The 14,339-nt window shown below is 72.3% G+C and carries 12 protein-coding genes and 1 riboswitch; of the genes, 4 read left to right on the top strand and 8 right to left on the bottom strand.

The window, feature by feature from the left end; genetic code table 11:
* Positions 1–147 precede the first annotated feature (147 nt).
* Positions 148–351, bottom strand: coding sequence for a cold-shock protein (locus EAD98_RS25805; protein WP_121656584.1), 204 nt, complete (start codon positions 349–351; stop codon positions 148–150).
* A gap of 303 nt (positions 352–654) precedes the next feature.
* On the opposite strand from EAD98_RS25805, the gene EAD98_RS25800 reads away from it, so the two are divergent.
* The gene (locus EAD98_RS25800; RefSeq protein ID WP_121656583.1) at positions 655–1,185 is read left to right on the top strand and encodes a GNAT family N-acetyltransferase; all 531 of its coding nucleotides are present in this window, start codon (positions 655–657) and stop codon (positions 1,183–1,185) included.
* Between the two features lie 105 nt (positions 1,186–1,290).
* On the opposite strand, the gene paaN is transcribed toward EAD98_RS25800, so the two are convergent.
* Positions 1,291–2,964 carry a phenylacetic acid degradation protein PaaN gene (gene paaN, locus EAD98_RS25795; RefSeq protein WP_199723553.1) on the bottom strand — a complete coding sequence of 558 codons (1,674 nt, stop codon included), beginning with the start codon at positions 2,962–2,964 and terminating at the stop codon, positions 1,291–1,293.
* A gap of 137 nt (positions 2,965–3,101) precedes the next feature.
* Here paaN and EAD98_RS25790 point away from each other — a divergent pair, with 137 nt between their 5' ends.
* Positions 3,102–5,294, top strand: a complete 2,193-nt coding sequence (locus tag EAD98_RS25790) for a hypothetical protein (RefSeq protein WP_121656581.1) — start codon at positions 3,102–3,104, stop codon at positions 5,292–5,294.
* 9 nt (positions 5,295–5,303) lie between these two features.
* Here EAD98_RS25790 and EAD98_RS25785 read toward each other — a convergent pair whose 3' ends face one another.
* From EAD98_RS25785 to EAD98_RS25775, 3 genes are all read right to left on the bottom strand, one after another.
* Positions 5,304–6,323 (bottom strand): GNAT family N-acetyltransferase, encoded by a 1,020-nt coding sequence (locus EAD98_RS25785; RefSeq protein WP_121656580.1) that lies wholly within the window; start codon positions 6,321–6,323, stop codon positions 5,304–5,306.
* 420 nt (positions 6,324–6,743) lie between these two features.
* On the bottom strand, positions 6,744–8,030 hold the full coding sequence (gene thrC / locus EAD98_RS25780) for a threonine synthase (RefSeq protein WP_121656579.1): 1,287 nt from the start codon (positions 8,028–8,030) through the stop codon (positions 6,744–6,746).
* A 10-nt stretch (positions 8,031–8,040) separates the two neighbouring features.
* Positions 8,041–8,176, bottom strand: a riboswitch (SAM riboswitch).
* A 67-nt stretch (positions 8,177–8,243) separates the two neighbouring features.
* Positions 8,244–9,209: a DMT family transporter gene (locus EAD98_RS25775; RefSeq protein WP_121656578.1), complete on the bottom strand. Its 966-nt coding sequence runs from the start codon at positions 9,207–9,209 to the stop codon at positions 8,244–8,246.
* A 91-nt stretch (positions 9,210–9,300) separates the two neighbouring features.
* Between EAD98_RS25775 and EAD98_RS25770 the strand changes: the two genes are divergently transcribed.
* Positions 9,301–9,606, top strand: a complete 306-nt coding sequence (locus tag EAD98_RS25770) for a helix-turn-helix transcriptional regulator (RefSeq protein ID WP_121656577.1) — start codon at positions 9,301–9,303, stop codon at positions 9,604–9,606.
* A gap of 112 nt (positions 9,607–9,718) precedes the next feature.
* On the opposite strand, the gene EAD98_RS25765 is transcribed toward EAD98_RS25770, so the two are convergent.
* Entirely contained in the window at positions 9,719–10,168 is a 450-nt protein-coding gene (locus EAD98_RS25765) for a DoxX family protein (RefSeq protein ID WP_121656576.1), read from the bottom strand.
* 485 nt (positions 10,169–10,653) lie between these two features.
* Here EAD98_RS25765 and EAD98_RS25760 point away from each other — a divergent pair, with 485 nt between their 5' ends.
* Positions 10,654–11,361 carry a DUF4232 domain-containing protein gene (locus EAD98_RS25760; protein ID WP_199723552.1) on the top strand — a complete coding sequence of 236 codons (708 nt, stop codon included), beginning with the start codon at positions 10,654–10,656 and terminating at the stop codon, positions 11,359–11,361.
* Here the strand turns inward: EAD98_RS25760 and EAD98_RS25755 are convergent.
* Both EAD98_RS25755 and EAD98_RS25750 read right to left on the bottom strand, forming a co-directional pair.
* Positions 11,356–12,252: an ABC transporter permease gene (locus tag EAD98_RS25755; protein WP_121656574.1), complete on the bottom strand. Its 897-nt coding sequence runs from the start codon at positions 12,250–12,252 to the stop codon at positions 11,356–11,358. The genes EAD98_RS25760 and EAD98_RS25755 overlap by 6 nt on opposite strands.
* Positions 12,252–14,339: ATP-binding cassette domain-containing protein (locus EAD98_RS25750; protein WP_121656573.1), on the bottom strand; the 2,088-nt coding region annotated here is incomplete at its 5' end. The genes EAD98_RS25750 and EAD98_RS25755, both read right to left, overlap by 1 nt.

The raw sequence follows: 14,339 nt of genomic DNA, 5'->3' as shown, positions 1-14,339 counted from the left end.
GGTCGGGCTGACCCGGGGGTGGGACGGCCGGGGGCGGCTGGTCGGACATGAACCCTCCTCAGCGACGGCTGGAATGGTTCACGATCTTCCAGGGTGCGGCCGCGTGACGCAGCCCCGGCCCTCAGGGCCCCGCTGGCGTCGACCCACTCAGGCGATGACGCGCACCCGCTCCGCCTGCGGGCCCTTCTGTCCCTGGGCGACTTCGAACTCCACCCGCTGGCCGTCGTCCAGAGCCTTGTAGCCGTCCATCTCGATCGCCGAGAAGTGGACGAAGACGTCCTGACCGCCGTCGACGGCGATGAAGCCGTAGCCCTTTTCCGAGTTGAACCACTTAACGGTGCCCTGTGCCACGGTGCACTTCCTCACTCTGCGCAGCGTTGCCTGCCCTGGCGCGCGGCACGGCCGGGCGCCTCCGGGCCACCGCTCCGGCGATCGATGACGGCCGCTGAAACGGGTGACCGAAATCGCACGCTACACGAGGAGTGACGGCCGCGCACGACCGCAAATCGGGCATATTCCGAACGCGCCGTGGCCATTCCAGGCGGCGCCGGTCGACCCGGTTTCCGATCACCCCGATTCACGCCGATGATTGTCCCGGTCGGGGGTGACCGCGCGGTCCGAGTCGCCGTCCGCCGCTGTGGTAGGCATGCGGGCATGAAGACCGATCCGCGCGGGGCCGCCCGATCGCAGGCGGAGATTCGCCGGGTCCGGCCGGAGGACGCCGCACGGATGCGGGCGCTGCGCCTGGAAATGCTCGCTGACGCGCCGCTGGCCTTCCTGGAGACCGTGGCCGACGCGGCGGCCCGACCGCACGCCGACTACGCCGCCCGGATCGCGTACACCGCGGTCGGATCCGACACCGCGCAGTTCGTCGCGGACCCGGGCGGCCGGCTGGTCGGGCACGCCGGGGGCACGGTCACCCCGACCGAATCCGGTCTCACCGTCATCTACGCGGTCTACATCACCCCCGCCTGGCGGGGCACCGGGCTGCTCGCGGAACTGGTCGACGCGGTGGCTGCCTGGTCACGGGCGTGCGGGCGACCCGAGCTGATGCTGGAGGTGGTGGTCGGCAACGACCGGGCCTACCGGGCGTACCAGCGAATCGGCTTCGTCGACACCGGCGTGCGCGTCCCGCACCCCACCATCCCCGCACTCACCGAACTCCAGATGCGCCGCAAAGCCTGACCTCCCATAGGCAAGACCCCGGTGATGCGCCCACCCACGGTCCGGCGGCCTCCCGACCAGCGCGCCCCGGAAACCCCAACCGCAACCAGAGACCGCAACTAGAGATCAGACATGCCGCCGCGACTGCACGATCCGGAACCGGTTCGCCACGTACGCCCCGTCCGTCAGCGCCGAGTTGGCCGCCGCGTTGGCGCCGCTGCCGTGGAAGTCGGAGAAGGCCGCCGACTGGTTCACGAAGACCCCGCCGGTGAGGTTGCAGGACAGGTGCACCCCGACCTCGACCGCCACCGCCTCGGTCGCGTCCAGCACCGCCTCGTCGGTCGAGTAGACCCCCGCGGTCAGCGCGCCCTTCTCGCCGACCGTCCGGCGCAGCAGGTCGAGGCTGTGCGCGGTCGACTCGGTGGCGATCGCGAACGAGATCGGCCCGAACCACTCCCGGCCGTAGGTCTCCGCGTCGTCCGCGGCGAGCTTCACGATCGTCGGGGTACGCACCACCGCGTCGGCGTACGCCGGGTGCGCCACGGCCCTGGACTCCAGCACCGGCTCGCCGACCTTGGTCACCTCGGCCAGGCGCTCCAGCACCCCGTCGTTGACGATGGCGCCGGTCAGCTCCACGCCCCGGGCCGGGTCGGCGGTCAGCTTGCCGACCGCCGCGGCGATCCCGCCGGCCACCTCGTCGAAGCTCTTGTGCCCCTGGTCGGTCTCGATGCCGCCGGCCGGGATGAGGATGTTCTGTGAGGTGGTGCACATCTGGCCGCTGTAGAGGGTCAGCGTGAAGCCGAGGTTGCGGCACATGCCGGCGAAGTCGTCGGTGGAGTCGATGACCACCGTGTTCAGCCCGGCCTTCTCGGTGTAGACCGCCGCCTGTCGGGCGTGCGTCTCCAGCCAGTCGCCGTACTCGGTGGAGCCGGTGAAGTCGACGATCTTCACGGACCGGTGCAGGGCCAGGTCGCTGGCGAGCTTCTCGCCGGGCGCCTCGGCAGCCAGCATGATCAGGTTCGGGTCGAAGCCCGCCTCGGCGAGCACCTCCCGGGCGTACTTCACCGTGATGGCCAGCGGCAGCACCGCGCGCGGGTGCGGCTTGACGATCACCGGGTTGCCGGTGACCAGCGAGGCGAACAGCCCCGGGTACGAGTTCCAGGTCGGGAACGTGTTGCAGCCGATCACCAGCGCCACCCCGCGCGGCACCACGTGGAACGTCTTGGTCATCCGCAACGGGTCGCCCTTGCCGGCGGCCTTCTCCCAGCCGGCGGTGCCCGGGTGCCGGGTCATCTCGGCGTACGCGTACGCCAGCGCCTCCAGCGCCCGGTCCAGCGCGTGCGCGCCGCCGGCCTGGAAGGCCATCACGAACGCCTGCCCGCTGGTGAACTGCACCGCGTTGGCCAGCTCGAAGATGTGCTTGTGCAGCCGGTCGAGGATCTCCAGGCAGACGCCCACCCGGGCCTGCGGGCCGGCGTCGCGCCACGCCGGCAGCGCGGCGGTGGCGGCGCGGACCAGCTCGTCGGGGCCGGCATGCGGGTAGCGCACCGCCAGCTCCACGCCGAACGGGCTCGCCTCGGTGGCGACCCGGTCGCCGGTGCCCGGCTGGTCGAGGGGGAAGTCGCCACCGAGGTACGCCTCGAAGGCGGCCTTACCGTCGGCGGCGGCGGTTTCGCCGTGCACCCGGGGGCTGGGGGATTCGGGATAGGCGGACCAGTAGCCCCGCTCCGTGATCGCGGTCAGCGCACGGTTGAGGGTGTCGGCGTGCCTGTCGTACAGGGGATGCGGGGTCTCCGTCATGCCCGCCATCATGCCGCAGCCGCGTCGGGGAGCAGAAGCGCCAATGCCCGACAGCGCAGCAGGCCGGCGGAAGGGCCGGGATTGGTCCCGGCGGCAGCGGGTACCCGCCGGGCTCCGGCCAGGGGAAAGGGTGACGGGTGGGGATCACCGAGATCCGGGTGCACGGGGTGGCCGACAAGGGTCCGGAGACGATCCTCGACCGGCCCATCGTGGTACGGGTCGCGGGGGACGACGACGCGGGTTTCTACCGACCCCGGCCCGGCTTCGGCGACCCGGCGGAGCCGGACGGGGCGACGCTGGAGGCGTACCGCTGGAGCAGGCTGACCGGTGGCACCGCGCGGCGGACCTTCTCCCTGGTCCTGCTGCTGCCGTTCATGCTCAGCAACATCGCGGTCTGGATGCTGCCGGTCCCCGGCCGGAGCGGCGCCGCCGCGCGAGCGGTGTGCCGCCTGCTGGCCGCGACGATGACCGCGATGTACGTGCTGTCCACCGTCGGGGTGTCCCTCGACCTGATCGCCTGGCAGTGCGCGGCCTACCCCAGGTGCCTGGACGGGCGCCGGGAGATCTCCTGGCTGGGTGGCGTGCCGCCGGGTCAGCGCCTCGCGTTGCTGGCCGTGCTGCCGGTCATCGCGATCGCCGTGGTCTGGCGGCTCGGCGCCCGGACCTGGCAGCTTCCCGAGGACAGCGCCCGGACGCCGGGGGTGGGCGCGGACCGGCTCGACACGCCCGCCTTCTGGGACACCCGCTCCCTGCTGCGCCGGCTGCGCTCGGTCCACGTCGCGGCGGCGCTCGGGACGCTCAACGTCACGCTGCTGCTGGCGCTGGCCCCGCACGACGCCGCCCTGCCCGGTTGGCTGCTGCTGGCCGCGGACGTGCTGCTGCTCGGCGGCGCGGTGGTGCTGCTCTGTCGGCCACGAATCGAGCGGCACGGCGAGCAGGATCAGCTCAGCGTGTCGACAATCCGGTGGGCGGCGGTCGCGCTCACCGCGCTGACCCTGGGGTACGCGCTGACGCCCCGGCCGCCGTGGTCGGCCGAGGGGACGCTGCCCGGGTACGGCGTGGTGGTGGCCGGGCTGTTCGCCGGGCAGATGGTTCTGCTCGCGGTGTTGGGCCTGATGGTCCTGGTGCAGCGCCGTCACCTACCACGGCCGCGTTTCCTGCTCACCGGGGTCGGGGCGCCCGTGCTGATCTCCGTCGCGATCGGGCTGGGCGTCGCGTACTCCTCGGGCCTGACCTACGGGCTCGCCGAGTACCTGGACCGCGGTTCCAGCCCGACGCCGGCCCGGCCGCTGCCCCCCGACGCGCCACCGCTGGCGCCGCCGATCGCCTACCGCTGGGTCACCCTGGGCTTCTCCCTGGCGGTGGTCGTGGTGATCGTGGCGGCGCTGCTCGCCCCCCGGCTCGGCCGGGGCCGCCGCCGCCGGGCGGCCGAGGATCTGGTCCGCCGGGACTACCCGGAAGCGTCCCGGGTGCCACCGGAACGGACCCGAGCCGTCCGGGACGCGATCGTGCACGCCCGGCTGGCGGATCGACTCGGGCCGCTGTTGTCCTCCGCGTACGGCGTGCTGGCGGTGCTCACCCTGGCGGCGGCCGGACTGTCGGTGACCGGCCTCGGGCCGGGTGCGCTCGCTCTCTCGCTCGGTGACGAGCCGCTGGCCCGCCCGGTGGTCTTCGTGACCGACCTGGGTGCCCTGCTGATCGGCCTGTTCGCCCTGGTCCTCGCCGGGATGGGACTGTTCGCCTACCGGTCCGGCGCGATCCGGCTGGTCGGGGTGCTCTGGGAGTTGGCCACCTTCTGGCCGCGCGCCGCGCATCCGCTCGCCCCGCCCTGCTACGTCGAGCGGGCGGTTCCGGAGCTGACCCGCCGTGTCAGGCAGCTCACCGCCGACGGGCACGGTGTGGTGCTGTCCGGCCAGAGCCACGGCAGCGTGCTGATCGCCGTGACCGTGCTCCAACTCCCGGACGAGTGCCGGCGGCGGGTCGCCCTGCTCACCTACGGCTCTCCCCTGGGGAGTCGGTACCGCCGGGTCTTTCCGGCGTACGTCAACGACGAGGTGTTGCGGAAGCTGGGCGACCAGTTGTCGTGGCGGTGGATCAACCTCTGGCGGTACACCGACCCGGTGGCCGGGCCGGTGTTCGCTCCGACGCCGGCCCTGCCCGACGATCCGGCGGCGCGGGTCGACCGGCGGGTACGCGATCCCAAGGGGTTGCTCATCCCGCCGACCGACACCGTGCCGCCCTCCGTGCAGGGGCATGGTTTCACCCCCGACGAGGACTTCCACTCTGCTGTCCGCGAGCTGGGCGGACAGTTGGACCGGCCGGACGGCTGACCGTGCGGATCAGAGGGTGAGCTGCCAGTCGGTCCAGGAGTCCACCGGGCGGAACCCGAGCCGGTCGTTGATCGCCACCATGTAGCTGTTGCTGGCCGCGTTGAAGGTGTCGATCACGCGTACCGCCGGCTCGTGCGTGAGCAGGTGGTGCAGGTTCTCCGCCTTGGCGATGAGGCCGAGCCGGTGCCCACGGTGGGCCGGGTCGACGATGGTGATCTGCTGGAAGGCGTGCCAGTCGGCGGACGCGCTCACATCCAGCAGGGTCCAGGCGGCCAGCCGACCGGACGCCTCGTGCCGCATCCCGAGGTGGTAGCGCCGCCGACCGCGGGCGTCCAGGGCCCGCTCGTTGCCACGGATGCGCTCGGCGTCCACCTGCTCCGGTTCCCACTGCACGTCACCCATGGGGGCATCCATGAGCAGCCGGCCGTCCAGGTAGGCGATGTCCGCCACGTACTCCTGCGGGGTGGAGCCCTGCCAGCAGACGGATCGATAGCCCTCCGCCCGCGGCCGGGCCTCGGCGAGCGCCGCGCGCAGGGCGATCCGGTCGATCTCGCCGACGTCGAGGCGGCGACGCACCTCGGCCAACGCGGGCTGGGCTCCGGTCGCGGCGGCGAACGCGTCTCCCGCCGCTGATCGCGGCGGCCCGTCGGGCAGCGCCGAGACGGTCATCGCGACGACCCGCTTGCGGCCGTGCTCGCGGAGCAGGCGTACCCCGTACTCGTGCAGTGCGCGACCGACGCCTCGGCGCCGCAGCGCGGGATGCACCGTCAGCTCGGCGGTGGCGTTGTCGGTGTTGTCGAGCTGCGGCAGGTCCAGCTGGAGGTAGCCGGCCGGAGCGCCGTCCAGCCGGGCCAGCGCCCAGAGCGATTCGGTACCGGGCATCGGCGTGTGGAACAGCGCGTCGAACCGTTGCCGGCAGAAGGGCGGGAAGTCCGGCAGGTCGACCTCGTTGGCCGCCGCGCCGATCCGGTACGCCTCGTCGACCGCAACGCGGTCGGCGCCGTCGAACGACGCGATGGTGATGGTCATGCCGCTGAGCGTGCACCCCGGAAAAGCGATCAGGCCAGCGAATTTTCGCTGGCCTGATCGGACGTGGTCGGGAGGGACACTCGCACAACGCCTCCGGCGTTGGGTCGCAAGAACTTCAAAAGTCTCCGGCGAAATGCCCTCCCGCACGGAGCATCTTGCGCCGTCCGGTTCCTGCCGTCAAGTCCAGAGCGGCGGGTTTTCCACACTCACAGCTAAAACCCAGTTACCCGGCGGATCGGCCCGGTCCCCCATCCGGGCGATCCACCATCCCCCACTCACCGGACGCAACCGCCCGAACCACGCAAGCCCCAGCGCGTGATCCACTCCGTGTCGCCGATGTTGCGGCTTCCAGGTCGCCTGATACCGCCAGGTCGGCGACACGGAGTCGATCACGCCCGCACATAGCCGGTGCGGATGACGTCAGCCGAGCAGGCCGGCGTCCCGGGCGGCGCGGAGGGAAGGCTTGATGTGGTGGGTCGGACCGACCTGGTGGGCCACCGCGTCGATGGTCTTCAGGCCCTCCCCGGTGTTGAAGACGACGGTTTCCGCCGTCGGGTCGAGCCGACCGGACTCGACCAGCTTGCGCAGCACCGCCACGGTCACCCCACCGGCGGTTTCCGCGAAGACCCCGGTGGTACGCGCCAACTGTCGGATGCCGGCGCGGATCTCGTCGTCGTCGGCGTACTCCATCCAGCCGTCGGTGCGGCGGACCGCCTCCAAGGCGTAGAGGCCGGCGGCCGGGTCGCCGATGTTGAGCGACTTGGCGATGCCGGTGGGCTTGACCGGGGTGATCGTGTCGGTGTCGGCGTGCAGGGCGGTGGCGATCGGGTTGCAGCCGGCAGACTGGGCGCCGAAGACCTTCCAACCGCCGGCCGGCGCCTCGACCAGACCGATCTCGACCAGTTCGGAGAACGCCTTGTCGATCTTGGTCAGCAGCTCGCCGCTGGCCATCGGGATGACCACCTGGGCCGGGATCCGCCAGCCGAGCTGCTCGGCCACCTCGTAGCCGAGCGTCTTGGAGCCCTCGGCGTAGTACGGCCGGACGTTGACGTTGACGAACGCCGTGTCCTCGAACTCGTCGGTCTCCACCAGCTCCCCGCAGAGCCGGTTCACATCGTCGTACGAGCCGTCGATGGCGACCAGCTCGCCGCCGTAGACGGCGGTGGTGATGACCTTGCCCTGCTCCAGGTCGCTGGGGATGAAGACCACCGAGGGCACCCCGGCGCGGGCGGCGTGCGCGGCCACCGAGTTGGCCAGATTGCCGGTGGAGGCGCAGGCGAACCGGGTGAAGCCGAGCGCCTTCGCGGCGGTGAGCGCCACCGAGACCACCCGGTCCTTGAACGAGTGGGTCGGGTTGGCGCTGTCGTCCTTGACCCAGAGCGGCGCGGTGATGCCCAGCTCGGCGGCGAGGTTGGGGGCCGCCACCAGCGGGGTGAGCCCCGGGTCGAGGGTGACCCGGGTGGCCGGGTCCTGACCGGCGGGCAGCAGCGCGGCGTACCGCCAGATGCTGTTCGGGCCGGACTCGATCTGCGCACGGGTGACGGTGGCCAGGGCGGCCGTGTCGTAGTCGACCTCCAGCGGGCCGAAACACTCGTAGCAGGCGTGCTGGGCGGCGAGCGGGTAACGCGCCGAGCAGGCACGGCAGACCAGTGCGCGGGCGGGGCTGGCGGAGGTGTCGATGCCGGAGGCGGCGAGCGTCGACGTCATGTCGAGGGTCCTCTCATCTTTCCCCGCATCGCACGGTGCGGCGGGGACGGAATTGGCACCTGCCCCGCGGGTCGCTCAGCGGTGAGCGCGCGGGGTGGTTGCCGGGGCGTCGTCGGGCCGTATCCCTCAGCCCCTCTGGATGAGGTATTCAGTTGTGCCGTCGAGTCTAGGCAAAGCCGGGCGCAGCCTCCAGCGCAGATCCCAGTGAGTGGGTCAGCGGGCGCGCACCACCGCGACGGGGTCGATCACCGCGACGGGGTCGGTGACGGCGTTCGCCTGGTACGCGGAGGCGGTGCGGGGCCGGGTGACGAGGTTCGCGGCGACCAGGGCGGCGATGGTGATCGCGGCACCGACCAGCTCGACCGGCTCCGGCCGGTAGCCGCGGGCGATCTGCACCGCGAAGGTGGTCACCGGGACCAGGTTCATGAACAGCGCGGCGTTGGCGGCGCCGAGCCGCTGCACGCCGGTGTTCCAGGCCAGCACCGCGACCACGGCGCCCAGGATCACGACGTACGCCAGCTGCGGCGCAACCGCCACCAGGTCGGCGGCGCCCGGAGCGTGCTGCCAGCCGATTCCGTCGGCGAGCACGCTCGCGGCGAGCATGGCGGCCGTGCCGGCGAGCGCGGTGAGGGTGGTGTACCGCAGCGGAGACCAACCGCCGAACCGGCCGGCGCCGTGGGTGTAGATGCCCCAGCCGAGCACCGCGCCGATCATCATCAGACCGCCGAGACCGAACTGACCGACGCCGGCCAGGCTGCCGCGCGTGATCACCAGCCCGACGCCGAGGAGCGCGACCAGCGAGAGGGCCAGCAGGAGCGGCTTCGGCCGTACGCCGTCCCGGACCCAGCGGACCAGCTGGGTGATGACGGGGGTGGTCGCCACGAAGAGGGCGATCTGCTGCGGTGCGGCGTGCTCCAGCGCCAGGTTGGTGAGCACGTTGAAGCCGGCGAAGCCGACCACGCCGAGCACCGCCACCTCGACCGCCCGGCCGCCGAGCCGCAGCGCGCCGACGCCCTCGCGGAGCAGCAGGATGCCGACCAGGATGACGGCGGCCAGCAGGTAGCGCGCGGTGGTCAGGTTGAGCGGATCGACCCGGGGAAGCGCACTGGCCAGGATCGGGAACATCACTCCCCAGCTGAGCACAGCCAGTAGCGGGTAGGCGGCGGCGCGGGATCGCATCGGCAGCTCCTATGTTCGAGTATCGTCGAACCAACGACACCGACCCTAGGAGGATGTTCGACGATTGTCGAACAAGGGTTACACTGCTCACATGGAGCCGCACGAACCCGACCTGGCCGCCGTACCGGTCACCGCCGTGCTGGCCGCACTCGCCGACGACGTGCGGTTGCAGATCGTGCGGGCGCTCGCCGAGGGCGGCGAGCACGCCTGCGGCACCTTCGAATTCGGAGTCTCCAAGGCGACCCGCAGCCACCACCTCAAGGTGCTGCGCGAGGCCGGCCTGACCCGCACCCGCGCCGCCGGCACCAGCCGCTACGTCCGGCTCCGCCGCGACGAGCTGGACCACCTCTACCCCGGCCTGCTGGACGCGGTTCTCACCCCCCGCCCGCCGGCCTGACGCCACACCACCCGCTTTCGCCGGCGCCCCGCTGGCGCCGGCGCCCCGCTGGCGCCGGCGCGTCGCCGGAGCCACCTCGTCGAGGCTCCGGCCACGCGCGGCACGGGTGCGGTCAGACGGATACCGGGCTGGGCTCGGCCACCGGTGGCGACGGATCGTCGGCGCGACGTCGGAAGAGCAGCGGGTCGAGCGCCCAGGGCCCCGAGCCGAGTGCGGCGACCAGCAGGAACGACCAGCAGAAGAGCGCTGCCAGCTCACCACCGTTGTGCAGAGGCAGCAGGCCGTCCGGCTGGTGCACGACGAAGTAGGCGTACGCCATCGAGCCGGACGCGAGCAGCGCGGCGGGTCGGGTGAAGAGGCCGAACAGCACGAGCGCGCCGCAGATGAGCTGGATCAGGGCGGCCCACCAGCCCGGCCAGGTGCCGAGCGGTACCGCCTTGCCGGTCATCGGGTTGCCGCCGAACAACCCGAAGACCGAGGACAGGCCGTGCAACGTGAACAGCAGTCCGGTCACGATGCGGAACAGGGACAGGGTCGGCCCGCCGAGCCGAGAGACGTTCATGGATACCTCCATTGACAGGAACAGCCCTGGCCAGCCCGTGCCAGGGATCACCTCACATCGATCGCGGTGCCCATGGGAGCGCTCCCGGAGTGACGGTACAGCCTGTACGGCTCCCCGTACAGCCCGTGAAGCTGCCCTGAACACGGGGTGGGATCCCGGCCTCGTCGCGCCGCGGCGCGGTTCGCCTCGACCCGGACTCCGCCGGGCACAGGGTCACTCCCGAGCGGTATACCTCAGAGTCATAAAAATGACTCTGAGGTATACCGCTCGCCGCAGTCATGGCTTGAGGACTGCGACACGCCGCCAGAGCGCTGGCGGCGGCTGACCTGCTCACCGATGACCGGGTTACGGAGGCTGCGGTGCCGCTGTCGGTGGCTCGACGGTATCGAGCGATGTCGCAAACGATTCAGCCCCAAAGGCCCATCAGGAGTAGGTCCGACCGAGCCAGCAGCGGGCGGGACGGCCACGTACGCGAGGATCGGCTCATGATCTTCCGCAGGACGGCAACACGGCGACGGGCCGGCACGGCGACCCGGACGGTCGCGGCGGTCGCGGCGGCGCTCACGCTCGGCGCCTGTCAGTCCGCCGATCATCGCGGCCAGTCCGGGGACGGCCCGCGCACGCCGCCCGGACGCGTCACCGCGCCCGGAGCGTCCACGAGCCCCGACCCGCTGGCCGAGTGTCCGGCGTCCGGCATCCAGATCCGGTCGACCGGGTCGGACGCCGCGATGGGTCTGCGTGCCCTCGGCCTCGAACTGGTCAACTGCGGTGACCGCCCGTACCAGCTCAACGGGTACCCGGTGCTGCACCTGTTCGACGAGCAGCGCGAGCCGATCATGCTGCGCGTGGTCAACGGCGCCAAGGAGATCACCTCGGGCTTCGACCAGCCGCCCCGGAAGGTCACTCTCGCCCCTCGGGAGCGGGCCACCGCCGTGGTGCTCTGGCGCAACCTGGTCACCGATCCGACCGTGGTGGCCACCAACGGGGAGTATCTGACGGTGGCGCCCGCTGCCGGGCAGCCGGCCGCGGAGGTCGACCCGGACGGGCCCGTCGACCTGGGCAACACCGGCCGGATCGGCGTCAGCGCCTGGAAGAAGGCCGACCCGTCCACACCGGTGCCGACGCGCCCGGCCCCACCGCCGGCACCGAGCGCGGTGCCGTCGTCGGTCAGCCCGCCCGACAGCCGGCTATGACGTGATGTCCTTGCGGGTGAACCGCCAGAAGGCCAGCCCCCAGAACAGCGTCGCGTAGCTGATCGCCGAGATGCTGCCGCGCACCACGTCGTCGGTCTGCACCGGGGTGGAGAGCAGCCCCAGCCAGGCGGTGCTGAAGTGGGTGGGCAGGAAGTCGCGCAGCGCGCCGAGGGCGGTGATCTGGTCCAGGATGCTGGACAGGATCCAGAGCAGCACCGCGCCGCCCACCGCGCCCAGCGCGGCGTCCGTGGTCACCGACAGCAGGAACGCCAGCCCGGCCACCACCAGCAGGACGACCGCCAGGTAGCCGAGCACGGCCAGCAACCGGAGCAGCCCCTCGGTGGGTTCCAGCTCGGCGGCGACCGTGCTGCGCAGCGGCGACCAGCCGTAGCGCAGCGTGCCGGCCAGCAGCGCGGTGCCGGCCAGAAGGACCAGGGCCAGCCCCGAGTACGCGAGCGCGACCACCAGTTTCACCGTCAACAACCGGGCCCGGGGCACCGGGATCGCCAGCAGGTAGCGCAGGCTGCCCCAGCTGGCCTCACTGGCCACCGTGTCGCCGCAGAACAGCGCGACGACCACCACCAGCAGGAACGACGCCGACACGAAGATCGAGAAGAGAGTGAAGTTGAGGCCACCCGAGGTGGCCAGCTCGACCAGGCTGGAGAACTCGTTGCGGCCGTTGTCGTCGTCGCCACCCGAATCGAACTGGAACGCGATCAGGATGATCAGCGGCAGCAGCACCATGAAGCCGAGCGCCAGCTGGGTCCGCCGCCGGGACGCCTGCCGACGGAACTCCGCCGCGAACGGCATCGTCGCCGACGGCCGGTAGCCCCGGGCCGCGCCGGCCGGGTCGGTGACGCCCATCGGCGTCTCGACGGAAGAGCCAGCCATCACCGGTCACCGCTTCCCCGAGAGTTCTCGCCCACCAGGGCGAGGAACGCGTCCTCCAGGCGGCGCCGGGGCACCACCCGGTCCACACCGATGCCGGCGCGCACCAACTCGGCCACCACGTCGCTGCGGGCCGTGCCGTTGGTGTCGACCACCAGCTGACCATCGCTCTCCGGCAGCACCCGGACCCCGTGCAGCCGGTCCAGGACCGCCCGCGCCGCCACCGGGTCGGTGACGTCGAAGAGGACGCTCGGCGACTCGCCCACGATCTCCTCCACCGGCCCGGACGCCACGATCCGGCCCTTGTTCACCACGACGGCGTGCGTGCAGGTCTGCTCCACCTCGGCCAGCAGGTGGCTGGAGACCAGCACCGCCCGGCCGTCGGTGGCGTACCGCTGGAGCACCCGGCGCATCTCGGCGATCTGTGGCGGGTCGAGCCCGTCGGTCGGCTCGTCCAGCACCAGCAGCTCCGGCAGGCCGAGCATGGCCTGGGCGATGGCCAGTCGCTGGCGCATCCCGTGGCTGTAGTTCCTGATCTTCCGGTGCACGGAGTCGCCCAGGCCGGCGATCTCCAGCGCCGCGTCGAACTGCGCGTCCTCCCACGGCCGACCGGTGGCCCGCCAGTACGCCTTCAGGTTGTCCAGTCCGGACAGGTGCGGCAGGAAGCCCGGCCCCTCCACCAGCGCGCCGATCCGGGAGAGCACCGGCGAACCGGGCACCAGCCGGCGACCGAAGACGTAGATCTCCCCGGCGGTCGGCTGGGTCAGCCCCATCAGCACCCGCAGCGTGGTGGTCTTACCGGCGCCGTTCGGCCCGAGCAGGCCCACGACCTGACCCGGGTGCACCTCGAAGTCCACGTTCGACACCGCGACGAAGCCGTCCGCGTACTCCTTGCGCAGTGCGCGCACGGCCAGCGGCGTGTCCGCGTACTCCGGATGCACCGACCGGTCCTGGCGGCGGTGCCGGCGGCGGACCACGGCCACGACCACGACGAGACCGATCGCGATGGCGGCGAGCAGGCCGGCGAGCACCCAGCGCCAGATCGTCGCCGTGGTGGGGATCGGCTCCCCGCCGACCGTGGGCAGGCTGACCGCGCCGTCCGCCGCCACCGTGTAGACGGTGGGCTGGGCCGGCGTGGTGTACGCCTGGTCGGAGGTGGCCACCACGACGCGCAGCCGGTGGCCGGCCTCCACCCGTCGGACGATCCCGGGCAGCGTCACGGTGACCGGGCGGGCGTCCTGCACCCGCTGCGGCAGGCCGGTGAGCCGGATCGGGGCGACCAGCCCGTTCGGCAGGGTGGCCGCGCCCTCCGGGTCGACGTCGTAGAGCTTGACGAAGAGCACCGCCTCGCCGGTCGGTGAGGCGGCCCGCAGGGTGACGGTGGGGGCGCCGGCCACGTCGACCGCGTCGGTCAGCGGCGCCGACTCGAACCGGGCGTGTTGGCCGGGCACGTCGCCGGCCACCCCGTCCAGCAGCGAGGCGAGCCCGCCCGCGAACGGGACCGAGGAGATGGCGGCCGGGTTGCCGTTCGGCGGGTTCGCGATCGGTTGCGCCGGGCCGGTGACCACGACCTCCCGACGGGCGGTGCCGGTCAGGCCCGGGTAGTCGGCGCGGCGGAAGCCGGTGGCGACCAGGCCCCGGTCGAGCGCGTCGAAGCCGGCGATCCGCGACCAGGTGAAGTCGTCGCCGGGCGCGTCGCCCTCGCCCTTGACGTAGTGGTCCAGCCACTGGACGGTCAGGAACTTCACCCGGTCCGAGTCCGAACGGGGGCCCGCGCCGCCGTCGTGCCCACCGGTGAACCAGGCGACGCGCACCGGCGTGCCGGCGGCGGCGATGCCCTTGGCGTTGGCGTCCGCCTCACCGAGCGGGAAGAGGGTGTCCGCCTCGCCCTGCACCAGCAGGGTCGGCGCCTTGATCCGGTCCAGCACGCCCGCCGGGCTGGACCGGCGCAGCAGTTCCACGGCGGCCTGGTCGGCCCGACCGGTGGTGGCGATCCGCAGGTACGCGGCGCACACGTCGGCGGCGAACCGGCCGCAGGACGGGTCGGCGCCGACGTGTGCGCCGCGTACCTGCGGATCGCCACCACCGGT

The sequence above is a fragment of the Micromonospora sp. CV4 genome (assembly GCF_003667455.1).
Taxonomy (GTDB): Bacteria; Actinomycetota; Actinomycetes; order Mycobacteriales; family Micromonosporaceae; genus Micromonospora.
The sequence above is the reverse complement of the archived record's forward strand: the minus strand, read 5'-3'. Positions and strand labels throughout refer to the sequence as shown.

What these genes read in the sequence shown, in the direction of transcription:
- EAD98_RS25800 (WP_121656583.1), top strand. Translation starts at nt 655, where the DNA reads ATGAAGACCGATCCGCGCGGGGCCGCCCGATCGCAGGCGGAGATTCGC.
- paaN (WP_199723553.1), bottom strand. Translation starts at nt 2,964, where the DNA reads ATGACGGAGACCCCGCATCCCCTGTACGACAGGCACGCCGACACCCTC.
- EAD98_RS25785 (WP_121656580.1), bottom strand. Translation starts at nt 6,323, where the DNA reads ATGACCATCACCATCGCGTCGTTCGACGGCGCCGACCGCGTTGCGGTC.
- thrC (WP_121656579.1), bottom strand. Translation starts at nt 8,030, where the DNA reads ATGACGTCGACGCTCGCCGCCTCCGGCATCGACACCTCCGCCAGCCCC.
- EAD98_RS25775 (WP_121656578.1), bottom strand. Translation starts at nt 9,209, where the DNA reads ATGCGATCCCGCGCCGCCGCCTACCCGCTACTGGCTGTGCTCAGCTGG.
- EAD98_RS25770 (WP_121656577.1), top strand. Translation starts at nt 9,301, where the DNA reads ATGGAGCCGCACGAACCCGACCTGGCCGCCGTACCGGTCACCGCCGTG.
- EAD98_RS25765 (WP_121656576.1), bottom strand. Translation starts at nt 10,168, where the DNA reads ATGAACGTCTCTCGGCTCGGCGGGCCGACCCTGTCCCTGTTCCGCATC.
- EAD98_RS25760 (WP_199723552.1), top strand. Translation starts at nt 10,654, where the DNA reads ATGATCTTCCGCAGGACGGCAACACGGCGACGGGCCGGCACGGCGACC.
- EAD98_RS25755 (WP_121656574.1), bottom strand. Translation starts at nt 12,252, where the DNA reads ATGGCTGGCTCTTCCGTCGAGACGCCGATGGGCGTCACCGACCCGGCC.